Here is a 14,058-nt window from a genome sequence, read left to right on the forward strand (position 1 = left end):
AAGGTGACAGTCTGTGCGGTAGAATCCGGCTTCATGAAGGGGCCCTTGTTGAGGGGAAACGGGTGTCGCAACACGTTTCTACCGCAACTGGGGCCTTCTTCAATTCAAGAACGAGACTTCTTCATGAATTTTCCGGGTTAGAAGCGTCGGTCACGCACGTCGGGCAGGAGGCGCCGCGCCGCGTGTCACCGCCTCATTTCGTCGAGCGTTCCGCGAAGCCCAGGGCCAGCTCGAAGGCCGCGCGTGTGAAGTCCAGCACTTCGGCGAAGTCCTCGTCCGAGAGGCTGCGCGTCTCGTCGGCGCCGCGCAACACGTTCACGAACTCGCGCTCGCGCTCGAGTTGGAGCGGCAGCTCGCCGATGCCCCAATCCTCGAGCAGCTGCCAGAGGACCGGGTTGTAGGTGCGAACGAGCCGCGAGATGAAGGGCAGCGGATCGTGACGAGCCAGGATCGCTGCGAGGCGCAACGTGAGCTCGAACGACAGCGTCGCCGTGCCGGCCTCGACCGCCTCGAGCAGGGACTCGTCCGAGAGTTCGACGGCCTCGGCGAGTTCGTCGACGGTAAGGCCGGCGAGCTCGCGCAGCTCCCTCACGGAGTCGCCCGCCTCGCGCCGCATCTCGTTCGTTTCGGGCAGGAGCGCGGCGAAGCTCGTGCCGCCCACGTCGACGACCTGGCGCAGGAGGCCCGCCGCGGCATGCTCGACCAGCTCCGTCAGCCGTTCGCCTAGCGAGGCGGGCTTGCGGCTCGCTTGGGCGCGTTTCTTCCCCGCTGCCTTGCGCGGCTTCGCCTTGCCAGCCGTCTTCTTGCGGGCCGAGCCACCGGCCTTCTTCGCGGAGCCGCCCCGCCCAGTCGACTTCTTCCGAGCGGACTTCTTCCCGCCCGTCGCCTTCTTCCGCGCCGCCATCGTGATCCCCCTCCGGTGAAAGCCTCGCGCCGCCGGCTTCACCAATCAACCCCTCGCCCGGAATCAGCGAAAGCCGCTCCGAGCGATGACCGCCTGCCGTGGGCAGGAGTCGAGTCTTCCCGCACTCTTGCCCATCACTTCGGGCTATGGGCGAGAGCCGCCAAGCCTGGCGTAGGCCCGCACCTGGGGCGCCCACCACGCGGGCTCGCCGCTCGCGGAGCGCCTGGCGAGCGGAGAGCCCGAGTTCGGCATGAGGGCGGCTCATCGTGGGCAATGCCGGTTCGATCAGGTTTCGGGTGCAACCGGGATCGATCGTAGATCCTCGCGAAGTAGGCGGAACCCGATCATCCCGAAGATCAGCGGAAACAGGATGTACTGGTACTGCGTCCACAGTAGCGCCAGCAGTGTGTCCGCGATCCCCCCTGCCATGTTCTCGAAGGCTCCGAAGACCTCGGCGAACGAAAAGATCACCGTCGCGGCGATGGGTTCGCCGCACCCGAGCACGGGAATCAGGTAGCGGTAGGGCGAGCGTTTCTTGTTCAAGTGGAAGAAGGTGAGGGTGCCCGCCACATTCACGAACGCGAAGAGTTCGACGGTGTAGAAGGTGGGGTCGTGGTTCACGGTGCGCAGATCCACCGAGCCGAACGAGGCGAGAATCCACCAGTACATGTTCGCGAGGCTCTCACGCATGTAGGGAGTCTGCGCGACGACGTCCTCGAGGGTCGTCAGGTTGGAAAACACAAAGGGTGAGAAGACGACCCACGGGATCTCCCACAGGATGTTCGTCATCGCGTAGGAGAGCATCCACACGACGAGCGCGTCGTGGTGGACGCTCAGCCTGGGCCGCCCGGCGCGCCGCCCCGCCCATAGAACCAGCGCGCAGCCATTCAGCCAGATGCTGATGCCGTAGAGCGAGAGCTTGGCGCTGGTCGTGAAGTCGAGCAGGCCCGTGAAGAAGAGCGCACCGAGTACGCCGACCGAGCCCCACCAGGCGGCCGTCCATTGCATGAAGAAGACCCGCGCGCCGTCCGAGAGTGCCCGGGGGGTCGCGAGGCCGGTCGCATCGGAGGTTTCGATCGTGGGGAGAACGGGTGAGGCTTCGGTGGTCATGGCGATCTCCCAGGGCGGGCGAATGGCGTTGTTAACGAAAACTAAAGTATTTGTAACACGCTTCGGGCTCAATTCTATCAATATCGACCAATGGGCCTCGCGCAGTTTACAATAGGGATATATATTGTAAACATCTAATTCGATGGAACCGGAACACGGCCCCGTAGGCACCCGGGATGCGATCCTCGAAGCGGCCGAGGTCCTCTTCGGGGAGCGGGGCTTCAGCAAGACGACCCTCGAGGACGTGGCGGCCAGCGCCGAGGTTTCGCGGCCCCTCGTCTACCGCTACTTCGGCGACAAGAAGGGGCTGTTCGCGGTCGTCGTGGAGCGCGTGCTGCGCGAATGGAATGAGGTACTGGCTGCGGAGGCCGCGCGCACCACGCCGGGCACGGCCCACACGCTCCGGCTCGTGCTCGAAGCGTGCCTCGATTTCGCGCGCACGCGCGTCGTCATGCGGGGCCTGCTCGCGCGGGATTCACGCTTGGCGCTGGCGCACGTGGGCGGCGTGCTCGAGCGAGGGCGGGCCCTGCTCCCGGAGCTCGTCCAACGCATCCTCGAAGACGGCGTCCGTCGCCGCGACGTGCGCTCCGATCTGGCTGTCGAGGACATGGCCCACGTCATCTCGGAGGTCTTCATGTCCTACTCGCTACTGGTCCTGGCCGGCGGCGACGAGCAGGTCCGGGGCCGCAGGGCCGGCGCGGTGATCGAGACTCTTCTCCACGGCGTGATCGCCGCGCCCGAACCTCTTCATTAGGCTGTCCCGTTTCGGGAAGGTCTACTCCGTACAGAGGAGTATGCGGGGCGAATATCCAGTAGTCTGGCGCCGTCCATGACTCCGCGAGAGGATTCGCCATGAACCGTCTTCGCAAGGCTGCCAGCGCGCTGATGATCCTCTCTGGTGTGACGCACACCGTTCAGTTCCTGTTCCTCGCCCCATCGACGAACAACACACCGACAGCCGCCGTCTTCGGCCTGCTCTTCTTTGCGATGGGGTTGTTGTTGCTGCGCCCGTGGCCTGTGGGTCTGTGGCTGGGTGCGGTCGTCGCAGGTGTCAGCGCGGTGCTCGGGGGGTTGATCGCGATCGGGCATTCCGAACCGCTTTCGCTCTTCCACCTGATCCTCTCCGTGCTCATCACCGCGATCTGTCTGGTCCTGCTCTTCCGGCGGCGGACGCGGCGAATCGCGGTCGTCGCGACCACGATCGCTCTTGCGTGCGCCGGCGGCGGGGTCGTGTTCCTGGCGGTCTTGAGCGGGGAGGATCCCTTTACGCGGGTCTACGCAGAACAATGCAGTGCCTGCCACGGCGACAACCTCGAGGGCCTCGCGCTCGGTCCGCCGCTCGTCGGCCGCGAATTGAAACACGGAGACTCGGTCGACGACATCGCAGCCAGCATCTCCCGCGGCTTTCCGGCAGGTGGTATGCCCGCCGGAGCAGACACCCTGGACGCGGCGCAGATCCGTGCCCTCGCCATCCTGATCGTCGAACGAAGGTCGGGCTTCGACCCCACCGACTTCAAGGTGACCAGCCCGCTCGAAATCCCAGAGGGCACGATCCGGAGCGAAAGCCACGACTTCCGCCTGGAGGTCGTGGCAAGTGGCCTCCACCCGCGTCCCTTCTCGATCGCTCCGCTTCCGGACGGTCGGATCCTCGTGACCGAGAAGAGTCGGGGTCTGAGCATCATTTCCGAAGCGGGGGAGCAGTCCGCGCTGATCGAAGGGACGCCACCAGCGCACGGCGATGGATTCGCGATGCCGGACGGGCTCGTCTACGGGCACGGATGGATGCTCGATGTCGCCCTCCATCCGGACTTCGAGAACAACGGCTGGATCTACCTGCAGTTCGGTGATCGATGCGACGGCTGCGAAACCTCGATGAACAAGCTGGTGCGCGCTCGCATCGAGAACGGTCGATGGGTCGACGAGCAGACGGTCTGGCAGGCCGCCCCGGCGAGCTACACGGCGAGCCCGGATATCGGCGCGGGGGGAAGGGTCACCTTCGACGATCAGGGGTACGTGTTCGTGAGTGTCGGAATCAAGGGCAACTCGAACCATCACGGCATCCAGGACCTCGGGCTCCCGTACGGGAAGATCCACCGCGTGCACGACGACGGCCGAGTTCCGTCGGACAACCCGTTCGTCGACGTCGAGAACGCGCTTCCGACAACGTGGACCTACGGCCATCGAAATCCGCAAGGCCTCGAGTTCGACCCGGTGACCGGACGGCTCTGGTCGACCGAAATGGGTCCGCGCGGGGGCGACGAACTCAATCTGCTGCGCCCCGGCCGGAACTACGGGTGGCCGCTCACGTCGAAGGGGCTGAACTACGACGGGACGGCGGTCGAGTACGGCAAGCAGCTTGGCATCGAGCTCGACCTCGATGCCATTGAATCGCCGGTACTCGACATGACACCCGCTCCCGCCATCTCGAGCTTCGTCATCTACCGGGGGCGCGAGTTCCCGGAGTGGGAGAACGATCTCATCGCCGGATCGCTGAAGGCCACTGCGCTCTACCGGTGGGTGATCGAGGAAGGTGAGGTCGTCCACCGGGAGACCTTGCTAGACGGCCTGGCGCGCATCCGCGACGTGGAGATCGGCCCCGACGGAGCCATCGTTCTCCTCCTCGAGCACCGCTCGGGCGGCCAGATCGTCCGGATGGTCGCGGAGTAGAAAACCTCGACGCAGCCACCGTGGGGAGTCGGCTCCGACTCTCCGGCTCAAAACCTGATCAGGCCTGGTGTTACGAGCCATGTGGGGGCAGCAGTGGACCCTCTGACCTTCGTCAGCCGCGGGAGCAAGGTGTTGGGCGTCGTGAACTACCGCAGGCGAGTGGCCCGGGCGAGGGCAAGGCCGCTCAAGGCCAGCAGGGCGAGCGCGGAGGGTTCGGGTACGGTGATCGAACCCGGGGGGCTAAAGACGAGGTCGAGCGTCGCGAAGGTCGGCACCCGTACGAAGAACCCCGCTGACGATCCGTCGATGGTCATCTCCGAGGCCGTGACCAGGCGGATGGCGCCGAATCCATCGGCGTCGCGACGGTCAAAGCCCGTGCGCGAGACCACCTGGTCTTCGAGCCCGCCGGCGATCACGTGTTCCGCGAAGACCGTGCCCGTGGTCCACTCCATCCCGGTCGTGAGGGTCGTGATCAGACCGTCCAGGTTCGAAGTCGTGGCGGTTCCACCGACCCCCATCGGGTCGAGCAGAATCGACATCAGCAGCACGTCATCCGCCCCGAGGAAATCGAAGGTGCCCTCGATGGCCATCGGGCCCCCTACCGTGCCGTCCTCGCGCGGAGCGAAGCGGCTCCCGCCCGTCACGTAGTTGTTCAGGGCTCTTTCGACGACGGGCGGGATGATGTCGCGGGGGGTCTCCGGGCCGAACTCGCCCCCGAAGTTCTCGACCACGAACTCGCCGGGGTCGAGTTCGACGACGCCAGTGTCCGGATGGCGATAGGCGACGCCAGAGCCCTCGGCCTCGATCACGAACAGGTTGTCGAGAATGTCGACGCTGAACGTCCCCTGGAAGGGGATCGATCCGGCCCACATCGGCGCTGCCAGGATCAGCGAAACCAGAATGATCCCCAGCCCCAGACCACGAATCCGATTCTGCATGCACTTCTCCTCTTGCTGTGCCGAGAGGAGCGGTTGGGGAAGGGGCTATTGTCAGCGAAGTTGCCTGGTCCAGGGCGAGTAGAGCATCTTCGACACCCGATTCTGGTATTGGACATGAATCCGGTTGTCGCCGATACAACGAAGTCCTTGCTCTGTCTTCCAGCGCTCGCCATCATGCGGATCCCTTGGAGACCCATCATGCAGCCTGACATGGTCGAAGCACTTTCCCCCGAGAGCATCGAGAATCCGTACGATCTATATCGTTTTCTCCACGACGAGTTGCCCGTCCATTGGGATGCGAACATCGGGGCGTTCCTTGTCAGCCGCTACGACGATGTGCTCGGCGTCCTGGGCGATCCGCAGACGTTTTCTTCCGCGGTCGGAGCCATGACGCGACCTCCGGCGCCGGAAGCCATCGCAATCATCGCACGGGGCCTTCCGCCGGCGAACACGCTGATCACCGCCGACCCGCCCGATCATGTGAAGTACCGATCGCTGGTCGGCCGTGCGTTCACGCCACGGCGGGTCGAGAAGATTCGCGACCATATCACCGAACTCGCTCACCGGCTGGTCGACGATTTCATCGCCGCGGGTAAGGTCGAACTCGTCCACCAGTTTGCCGCTCCGCTCCCGCTGACCATCATCGCGGAGCAATTGGGTGTGCCGCTCGAGCGGATCGGGGACTTCAAGCGCTGGTCCGATGCCTTCCTCGATTTCATCGGTGGGCTCGCCTCCGACGAACGCAGCGTCGAATGCGCGAACGAGATCATCGAGTGCCAGGAATTCTTCACCCAGCGGATCGAGGACTACCGCCTCGACCCGCAGGACGACATGCTCGGGGTCCTGCTGCGCGCGAAGGTCGCCGGCGAGCGCCCCCTCGACCCCGCGGAGATGACGAGCATTCTCCAGCAGTTCATGCTGGCGGGAAATGAAACCACGACCTCGTCGATCGCGGCGACCCAGCGCTACCTCATCGAGCAGCCCGACATCCTCGAAGAAGTCAGGAACGACCGGACCCTCATCCCGGAGGTGATCGAGGAGATCATTCGCCTCGCGTCGCCCGTCCAGAACCAGTTTCGCGTGACGACACGTGAGACCGAGATCGCAGGTGTCGCCATCCCAGCGGCGACGAAGGTCGGCATCATGCTCGGGGCGGCGAATCGCGATCCGAGCAAGTTCCCGGAACCGGATCGCATCGATCCGCGACGTGACAACGTCCGTGAGCACCTGGCCTTCGGCCACGGGAATCACTACTGCATCGGAGCGGGCCTCGCGCGCCTGGAGTCCACGGTCGCCCTGGATGTGCTGCTCGATCGTCTGAAGAACCCGCGCTTCGCCGATGGGAAGAACGACTTCAAACACAATCCGATGTTCATCGCGCGCGGATTGCGGAAGCTCTACCTCGAGTTCGACGCCTGAACGCAACCCTGGCCTGGGCGCAATCCCCCGAGCGTGACCCCACAGGTTCTACAACGCTCGAACGAGAAGTTTGAGTCCCGGGCAACCATACAGCTGCAGGAATGGCCGGGACGTGTAGTCCGCTTTCAGCTCGAATCCGGCGCGCCTCCAGGCGGCCTCCGCGCGGCGGTTGCCGTTCAGACACATGATCTGTGCGAACTCGCGCCCGTTGTGCCTCCCTTCTGACAGGGCCTCCTCGAACAGATGGTCGGTGATCCGCTGCCCTCGAAACCTGGGGACGACAGCGACGTTCTCCACGCCCCAGGCACCGGGAAATTCCTTCGGAAAGCATGAATCCATGATCGCGCTCCTGGCGACGACTTCTTGAAGATCCTGTGTGGATTTGCCCGCTTCGAGCAGTAGCGGAAGAATCGCTCCACTCAACGCATCGTTGCCCTCTGTCGAGGGATCATATCCACACATCGCACCGGCCGGCTCCTCGTCGACCTCCGCGATCCAGAACTTCGATAGATGGCACCAATGAAGGGCCTCGCTGTTCGCGACGCGCCGGTACAGGTCCGCCAATTGGGAACTGTCGAGGTCGAAGAGGATCTCGTAGACGCTTGTCGTGAGGTGTGATTTCGCCGCAACGAGCATGATCTGAACCACGAAGTCAAGATCGTCAGGCTTCGCCCTTCGGACGTTGATGCGAGCAGTACCCATGTCTGTTCCTCGAGAGCGGTTGAACTCGTCCGATCTTTCGGACGTGGTCGTGGGACGGATCGTTCCTCAGGGCGGTCGATCAGAAAAGTGAAATTCGATGGCCTCGCGGCCTGGGGATCTTCTGGTCCTCGGGCAAGCTGCAGATCCGGTCCATCCGCGTGATGCTGCCGTCCGCGTACTCCCAGATCAGTTGGTCGCCATCGAGGTAGCGCTGGACGACCACCGGGCCCCAGCCGAACACGCGGAAGTCGAGCACGCCGCCGTTCCAGATCATGCTGGCTGTCGTCCGTGGGCAGAACTCCCGGTCACCGATGGTGAACAACACTGAGCCTTCGGTGTCGTTGGACGTTTCACCGAGCGTGCTGTTCGGGCCCGCGTCATGAATGATGCCCGACGAGGTCACCACCGTGCGGCGGCCACATTGCTCGACCCGCTCCACATGGCCGATGTGTCCCCCTTCGACGCCGATCCACAAGCCACGAATATCCGCGGCCTCTTCGATGAGCGGTTCCGTGCATTCCGCCAGGATGGGTAGAGGGAAGTGGTTGCAACTGCAGCCCGGCGTGTTCCCTTTCGGGATGTCCGCCGCCATCTTTCCGCTGCCGCCCAGCAAGGGGAGGGCGCAGTAGTCGAGGGCACTGCCATCCCCCGCGAGGGTGGCCGGATCGATCGTCAGCGGTGGCCGCGACGAGAAGAAGAGCTGCCAGAATGCGGCCAGGAACAAGACCACGACCGCAACGACGAATCGAATGAGCCACTTCTTCATTGCAGGGTACTCAGCGTAGCCGACGGCTCGCTGGTTCAGGCCTGGAAGACGGTCACCACCATGGCGGCTGCATCGTTGCCCTTCTTGCCTCCGCCGTTCTGGGCGAGGGCGAGCTTCGCGCCCTCCACCTGGCGCTTTCCGGCGCGCCCCTGCAGCTGCAGGGTCAGCTCGACGGCTTGAGCTAGCCCCGTGGCGCCCACGGGGTGGCCCTTGCGCAGCAGGCCACCGGACGTGTTCACCGGGATGCGGCCGCCGAGGCGCGTGGCGCCCGATTCGACGAGCGGCCCGCCTCCACCTTTCTCGCAGAGGCCGAGCTGTTCGTACGCGATGATCTCGCCCGGCGCCGAGGCGTCGTGGATCTCGATGACGTCGAACGCTTCGGGGCCGATGCCCGCCTCCTCGTAGGCGCCGCGAGACGAGAGTTCGACCGTATCGGGCTCGTCGGGTGCGTGGCCGTAGCCGGAGCTCATCACGCTGCACACCACGCGCACGGGCTTCGGGATGCCGAGCTCGCGTGCCTTCTTCTCGCTCATCACGATCGCGGCTGCCGCACCGTCGCCGATCGGGGAACACATGGCGCGGGTGAGCGGCTCGACGATGAGTCGCTCGTTCAGGACGTCCTCGACGCTCAGCGCCTCCTGGAACTGCGCATTCGGGTTGAGGTGGCCGTGGAACGAGTTCTTGGAGGCCACCATCGCGAACTGCTCCTTGGTTGTGCCGTAGTTCGCCATGTGATCGTTGGCCGCCTTCGCGTAGACGTCCATGAACATGGACCGGTTCTTCCCGGCACCGCCGCCATCGGTTTCCGACGCCTTCTGGAGTGATTCCATCATCTCCTTGAGCTCGTCGATGTCCATGGCGCCGGCGAACGCGGCGAAGCTCTTCGTCTTGTCGGGATGCGAGAGCTTCTCGACGCCGAGGGCGAGGACGAGATCGTGCATACCTGCCGAGACCATCACGCTCGCCTGCATCAGCGCCGTCGAGCCGCTCGCGCAGGCGTTCTCGACGTTGATGATCGGGATCTTTCCCACGTTCAGCGTGTCGAGCACGACCTGGCCACGCACCGATTCCTGGCCGGTCACGAGCCCCGCCGCGCAGTTTCCGACGAAGGCCGCGTCGAGATCACCGAGTTCGATCCCGGCGTCGGCAACCGCCTTGGTGACCGCTTCGGCCCCGAGCTCCTTGAGGCCCTTGTCGGGATACTTCATGAAGCGGGTCATCCCGACGCCGCCGATCATCGCGTTGAGCTTCACAGCTGTTCTCCTCGTCGTTCTTCTCTTGGTGGGGCGATGGCTCGGGCGGGCGGTCAGAGCCGCGCACCGCCGACGATGCTGAGGAACTCGTTGCAGCCATCCTCGACCATCGACGCCCGGGCGTCCCGCAACAGCTTCTCGATCGGATATTCGCGGCTGAGCCCGTTGCCCCCGTAGATCTGCAGCGCTTCGCTCGCCACCTCGAAGCAGGTGTTCGTGCAATAGGTCTTGGCTGCGATCGAATAGTGTACCTGGGGCGCGCCGCCGGCGTTGAACAAAGCGACGCGCCGCGCCAGGGAGCGCGCGGCTTCGACCTTGCTGAACATCTTGAACAAGCGGGCCCGCACGGCCTGGTGCTCGAAGATCGGCACGCCGCCCTGCACCCGCTCCTTCGCGTAGCTGACCGCGTGCTCGTAGGCGGCACGGGCCAGGCCCACGAAGAGCTGCCCCATCGCGGCGTTCGCGTGGGAGAGCATCATCTCGAGGGCGATCGCGTAGAAGTCCGGGCCGAGCACCATGTGGGATTCGGGCACGCGCACCTGATCGAAGAAGATCTCGCCTTGCGGGAGGGAGCGCTGGCCCAGTTTGTCGAGCGGTTTCGGACGCGTGACCCCCGGCAGGTCGAGCGGAACGAGGAAGACCCCGCCGCCCTTGAAGCCCTGGCTCGGGTCGAGGGTGCAGAACACCACCGCGAGATCCGCGATCGGGCCGTTCGAGACCCAGGCTGCCTTCTGGCCCTGGATCACGTAGCTGTCGCCGTCCTTGTGGGCGATGCAATTGGGCTTGAGGGCCGGGTCCGAGAAGTGCGCTTCCGTCAGCGCGACGGTGTCACTGCCGTGATCGGGTTCGGTGAGCGCCCAGCAGCCAATGGTCGGTAGATCGAGTGAGCAGAAGCGCTCGATCAGCTCCGGGTCGTTGCTCTGTTGCACCCACGGCCCGTGAAAGCCGCAAAGGCCGAGCGAGATGGCGAGTCCGACGTCGCCCCACGCGAGCTCTTCGTTGATGATCGCGATGAGCCGGGCCTTGCGCAGCGGGTCCATCTCTTCGTCGAGCTGCAGCTCGGTGATGCCGAGCTGGCTGTATTGCCCGTGCACCTTCCACAGGATTGAATCCGGTGCGATGACGTCCGCAGTGTCCGACAATTGATCGAGCGCGGCCCCGGCCGGCCGCAGCACCTCCTCGGCGAACTGATGCGTCGTATCCCGGATTGCGGCGTCTTCATCCGAGAGTCCGACCTCGATATCGAAACCAACCGTCGTCATGGGGGCTCCTGCCTGCCCGATCGAGACCGGCGCGCTCGGTGCGCCACCGCCAGCGCCGCGATTTTCGGGGGTTAATGGTTAGTAACCTCTAACCTAGAATGCTAGATTGCCCGAGTCAAGCGGGACGCGGCGGTGCAGAGGTCGCCTGACAGGGAGCCCCCGATGCAAAACCCCAAGCCCACCGCAGAGCGCATTCTCGACTTCGCCGAGGACGCGTTCGCGGAGCGCGGCTACGACGCAACGTCGCTCGGGGAGGTAGCGAACTCCGTCGGCATCAGCGGCCCCGGGATCTACAAGCATTTCAAGAGCAAGGGCAGCCTCTACGAAGCCGTGCTCGCGCGGCTGCTCGATCCATTCCTGCGGATCATCTCGGACGAGATCATCGACCCGATGGACAAGCCCGAAGTGCTGCAGGTCGCTCGCAGGATGCTCTTCCACCACGTTCAGCATCCGAACCTCGCCCGGCTGGTCCAGCATGCGGCCCTGGCGGGCGGTAGCCAACTCGAACTCCTCGTAGAGCGTTGGTACCGGCCGATCTTCCAGCGCGCGCAGGCCACGCTCTTCGACGGCCAGACCCAAGGCGCGCTGACGACGGAGTCGATCCGAACCGCCCTGATGGCCTTCACCAGCATGATCCTCGCCTACGTCACGCTGGCGCCGATCCACACCGAGATCCTCGACATCGATCCGCTCGCAGAAGAGGAAGTCGAGCGCTTCTACGAAATGATCTGTCTGCTGTCAGGCCAGCTACAAGCCTGACCCGCTCGCGTGAAGAACATCTACCGGGCCAGGCCCCGGAGCCCAACGGAGAGAAAGGAGTCGTCATGGAACTCAAGGAAGTCATCGGGAATCGTCGTTCGATCCGCTATCTCGACCCGGAGAAGCCGGTCGAGATCGAGAAGATCCAGCAGATGCTGGAGGCTGCGAGGATCGCGTCGCACTTCGGCAACAACAACGCCGCGCGCGCGCTCGTCGTCCACAGGGAGACCGCGACCGAAGAACAGCTCGCGAGCCTTCCCTCGCCGGTCGGCGGCTTCCAGATGAAACTCGCTCCGGTCATCATCCTCTGGTACATCGAGAGCGACGCGATGGACGAAGCCGGCTTGCGATTGCGCGAACTCGTGAACTGTGGTGCGTTGGGCTACGGGACCAACAAGCACACAGAGCTCGAAGAAACGCTCGTCCCGCTCTTCAACAGCATCGGTGCCGCACTCAAGGGCCCCGGCATGGTCGACATGGACCTCGGCCAGGCGGTCACCCAGGCGACCCTGATGGCCTTCGAGTCCGGGCTCGGCACCTGCTGTCAGGGCTCGGCGGATTGGAGCCGCGTCGAGAAAGCGTTCGGTCTTCCCGAGAGCTGCCGCATCGTGGTCGCACAGACGGTCGGCTACCCGCTGGAGAAGCCGGAAGCCGGCGGGCAGCGGCCGCGGCTTCCGTTCGAGCAGCTCTTCCAGCTGAACGCCTACACCAATCCCTTCCCGCGTTCGCAGGCCGTCGTGGATTCGCTCACGAGCGACAAGCTCCTCCAGCCCGAGGCTCCGCAGCCCGGCCGCGACGAAGAGATCGAAGCGATCCGGGTGAAGTACGACCTGCCAGGCTCGGGAATGATTTGAACTGGTCCTGTACAGGAGGGGAGGGCGAAGCGGTAGGAACGGGTTGATGGTGACGGAATCACCAGGCTGAGTTCAGGCCAGTCGCCCGATCGTGGACGTTGTGGCGAACCCCTGCGGCGTCACTCTGCTCGCCACGTCTATCCTTGGGCCCGCCTTGCACCCCACGGCGGGTCGATCTTCGCGGATTCTCCGGGCGCTCCGATGAGGTTGCGCAGGGTGCCGATGCCCTCGAGTTCCAGCTCGATCTCGTCTCCCGGCGAAAGCCAATGGCCGGTCTCCATACCGCTACAGCCGGGGATCGTGCCGGTGGAGAGCAGCTCGCCGGGAATCACACGCTCGCCCAGTGAAGCGTAGGCCACCATCTCGCCGAGGGAGTGCTGCATGCCGGCCGTGTTGCCACGTCCGCATGGCTTTCCGTTGATGCGAACCACCGCATCGAGCTCGGTCACCCGAGGCAGGATCTCGTCGACGGTAACGAGATCGGCGCTCATGGCGTTGGCGAAGTTCTTCGACTTCACGGGCCCGAAGCCGCTCTTCATCTCCGGGTATTGAACGTCCCGTGCGCTGAGATCGTTCACGACGACGAAGCCGCCGATGGCCCGGAGTGCCTCGTCGGGCGTGGCGTTGCGCAAGGGTCGGCAGACGACCGCGCCCAGCTCGAGCTCGTAGTCGAACGCGTTCGAATACGACGGCCAGGGGAGCTCATCACCATCGGCGAAGAAGTTGACGTGGCTTCCCATGTAGTAGATCGGCTTCTCGTACCAGATCGGCTTGGGATGCAGAAAGGCAGGCGGCCTACGGAGCACCGCTTCGTAGAGCGATATGAGCTTCGAGGCGGCGGGCATGAAGCGCCGTGCATAACCACGGGCGGCGTCGAGGGCATGCTTCTCGTAGAGCATGAAGTCGCGGAAGGAGACCGGGTCGAAAGGAAGCAGGGCCTCCGGGCGGAAAGTGTCGTCCAGGTCGACGTCCTCTTCCCTGAGGAACGCCAGCAGCCGATTCAGCTCTGGCAAGATGACTTCGCGTTCCGCACAGAAGGCCACCACGTCTCGCGCGACGGCCGCGAGGCCGGGAAGGTCTCCGCGTTGCTCGGCCCGATGGCGGGCCAAGGCGGGAATGACGGGAACCCACCGATCCCCATCCTGGACGGCCACGGAGAACTCGTCCCCGTCGCGCAGCCGAACCCTTCGCAGTCTCATGGCCGTCTCCTCGTGACGCCAGCGGGCGCGGACGGCGCGGGCCCGCTCCGAGATGGCTCGGCAGCGTGCCCGCGCGGAAAGCCCCCTAGGAGTCTGCGCGGTAGAAGCGAGATCGGCCGCGTAGCGTGGGATTCTCGGTTGAATTGTTGCGGTGAGTAGGGTCTGGGGCGCCCGGGACCGCGAAGGCTCCGGATCGGGTGTGAGCCGGGGTTGCCCTGGAAGCCG

Annotated in this window: 13 protein-coding genes; 5 read left to right on the forward strand and 8 right to left on the reverse strand. The window is 64.8% G+C overall.

The features are described 5' to 3' along the window. Nucleotides 1-193: 193 nt before the first annotated feature. Both GY937_24960 and GY937_24965 read right to left on the reverse strand, forming a co-directional pair. Nucleotides 194-904, reverse strand: a complete 711-nt coding sequence (locus GY937_24960) for an XRE family transcriptional regulator (GenBank protein ID MCP5059966.1) — start codon at nt 902-904, stop codon at nt 194-196. Nucleotides 905-1,189: 285 nt separating this feature from the next. Further along, nucleotides 1,190-2,014, reverse strand: a complete 825-nt coding sequence (locus GY937_24965; GenBank protein ID MCP5059967.1) for a hypothetical protein — start codon at nt 2,012-2,014, stop codon at nt 1,190-1,192. Nucleotides 2,015-2,156: 142 nt separating this feature from the next. On the opposite strand from GY937_24965, the gene GY937_24970 reads away from it, so the two are divergent. Together GY937_24970 and GY937_24975 are read left to right on the forward strand one after the other, a co-directional pair. Next, on the forward strand, nt 2,157-2,768 hold the full coding sequence (locus GY937_24970) for a TetR/AcrR family transcriptional regulator (protein ID MCP5059968.1): 612 nt from the start codon (nt 2,157-2,159) through the stop codon (nt 2,766-2,768). Between the two features lie 98 nt (nt 2,769-2,866). Then, complete coding sequence (locus GY937_24975) at nt 2,867-4,681, forward strand: glucose sorbosone dehydrogenase (protein MCP5059969.1); 1,815 nt, start codon at nt 2,867-2,869, stop codon at nt 4,679-4,681. Nucleotides 4,682-4,827: 146 nt separating this feature from the next. Here the strand turns inward: GY937_24975 and GY937_24980 are convergent, their stop codons facing one another. After that, the gene (locus tag GY937_24980; protein MCP5059970.1) at nt 4,828-5,619 is read right to left on the reverse strand and encodes a hypothetical protein; all 792 of its coding nucleotides are present in this window, start codon (nt 5,617-5,619) and stop codon (nt 4,828-4,830) included. A 198-nt stretch (nt 5,620-5,817) separates the two neighbouring features. Here GY937_24980 and GY937_24985 point away from each other — a divergent pair, with 198 nt between their 5' ends. After that, nucleotides 5,818-7,038, forward strand: coding sequence for a cytochrome P450 (locus GY937_24985; protein MCP5059971.1), 1,221 nt, complete (start codon nt 5,818-5,820; stop codon nt 7,036-7,038). Between the two features lie 48 nt (nt 7,039-7,086). Here the strand turns inward: GY937_24985 and GY937_24990 are convergent, their stop codons facing one another. The 4 genes from GY937_24990 to GY937_25005 all read right to left on the reverse strand — a co-directional run bounded on the left by GY937_24990 (nt 7,087) and on the right by GY937_25005 (nt 11,021). Then, nucleotides 7,087-7,740 carry a GNAT family N-acetyltransferase gene (locus GY937_24990; GenBank protein MCP5059972.1) on the reverse strand — a complete coding sequence of 218 codons (654 nt, stop codon included), beginning with the start codon at nt 7,738-7,740 and terminating at the stop codon, nt 7,087-7,089. Nucleotides 7,741-7,819: 79 nt separating this feature from the next. Next, a complete protein-coding gene (locus GY937_24995; protein MCP5059973.1) occupies nt 7,820-8,506 on the reverse strand; it encodes a hypothetical protein in 687 nt (228 codons plus the stop codon). A 35-nt stretch (nt 8,507-8,541) separates the two neighbouring features. Then, nucleotides 8,542-9,759, reverse strand: coding sequence for a thiolase family protein (locus tag GY937_25000; protein MCP5059974.1), 1,218 nt, complete (start codon nt 9,757-9,759; stop codon nt 8,542-8,544). A gap of 53 nt (nt 9,760-9,812) precedes the next feature. Then, complete coding sequence (locus GY937_25005; GenBank protein ID MCP5059975.1) at nt 9,813-11,021, reverse strand: acyl-CoA/acyl-ACP dehydrogenase; 1,209 nt, start codon at nt 11,019-11,021, stop codon at nt 9,813-9,815. A 162-nt stretch (nt 11,022-11,183) separates the two neighbouring features. Here GY937_25005 and GY937_25010 point away from each other — a divergent pair, with 162 nt between their 5' ends. Further along, a complete protein-coding gene (locus GY937_25010; protein MCP5059976.1) occupies nt 11,184-11,780 on the forward strand; it encodes a TetR/AcrR family transcriptional regulator in 597 nt (198 codons plus the stop codon). Between the two features lie 65 nt (nt 11,781-11,845). Then, a complete protein-coding gene (locus GY937_25015) occupies nt 11,846-12,634 on the forward strand; it encodes a hypothetical protein (protein ID MCP5059977.1) in 789 nt (262 codons plus the stop codon). A 137-nt stretch (nt 12,635-12,771) separates the two neighbouring features. On the opposite strand, the gene GY937_25020 is transcribed toward GY937_25015, so the two are convergent. Then, nucleotides 12,772-13,833 carry a fumarylacetoacetate hydrolase family protein gene (locus tag GY937_25020; protein MCP5059978.1) on the reverse strand — a complete coding sequence of 354 codons (1,062 nt, stop codon included), beginning with the start codon at nt 13,831-13,833 and terminating at the stop codon, nt 12,772-12,774. Between the last annotated feature and the right edge of the window lie 225 nt (nt 13,834-14,058).

The sequence above is a fragment of the bacterium genome (assembly GCA_024228115.1).
GTDB lineage: Bacteria > Myxococcota_A > UBA9160 > UBA9160 > UBA6930.

What these genes read in the sequence shown, in the direction of transcription:
- GY937_25010 (MCP5059976.1), top strand. Translation starts at nt 11,184, where the DNA reads ATGCAAAACCCCAAGCCCACCGCAGAGCGCATTCTCGACTTCGCCGAG.
- GY937_25005 (MCP5059975.1), bottom strand. Translation starts at nt 11,021, where the DNA reads ATGACGACGGTTGGTTTCGATATCGAGGTCGGACTCTCGGATGAAGAC.
- GY937_24980 (MCP5059970.1), bottom strand. Translation starts at nt 5,619, where the DNA reads ATGCAGAATCGGATTCGTGGTCTGGGGCTGGGGATCATTCTGGTTTCG.
- GY937_24970 (MCP5059968.1), top strand. Translation starts at nt 2,157, where the DNA reads ATGGAACCGGAACACGGCCCCGTAGGCACCCGGGATGCGATCCTCGAA.
- GY937_24975 (MCP5059969.1), top strand. Translation starts at nt 2,867, where the DNA reads ATGAACCGTCTTCGCAAGGCTGCCAGCGCGCTGATGATCCTCTCTGGT.
- GY937_25015 (MCP5059977.1), top strand. Translation starts at nt 11,846, where the DNA reads ATGGAACTCAAGGAAGTCATCGGGAATCGTCGTTCGATCCGCTATCTC.
- GY937_24990 (MCP5059972.1), bottom strand. Translation starts at nt 7,740, where the DNA reads ATGGGTACTGCTCGCATCAACGTCCGAAGGGCGAAGCCTGACGATCTT.
- GY937_24965 (MCP5059967.1), bottom strand. Translation starts at nt 2,014, where the DNA reads ATGACCACCGAAGCCTCACCCGTTCTCCCCACGATCGAAACCTCCGAT.
- GY937_24960 (MCP5059966.1), bottom strand. Translation starts at nt 904, where the DNA reads ATGGCGGCGCGGAAGAAGGCGACGGGCGGGAAGAAGTCCGCTCGGAAG.
- GY937_24985 (MCP5059971.1), top strand. Translation starts at nt 5,818, where the DNA reads ATGCAGCCTGACATGGTCGAAGCACTTTCCCCCGAGAGCATCGAGAAT.
- GY937_25020 (MCP5059978.1), bottom strand. Translation starts at nt 13,833, where the DNA reads ATGAGACTGCGAAGGGTTCGGCTGCGCGACGGGGACGAGTTCTCCGTG.
- GY937_24995 (MCP5059973.1), bottom strand. Translation starts at nt 8,506, where the DNA reads ATGAAGAAGTGGCTCATTCGATTCGTCGTTGCGGTCGTGGTCTTGTTC.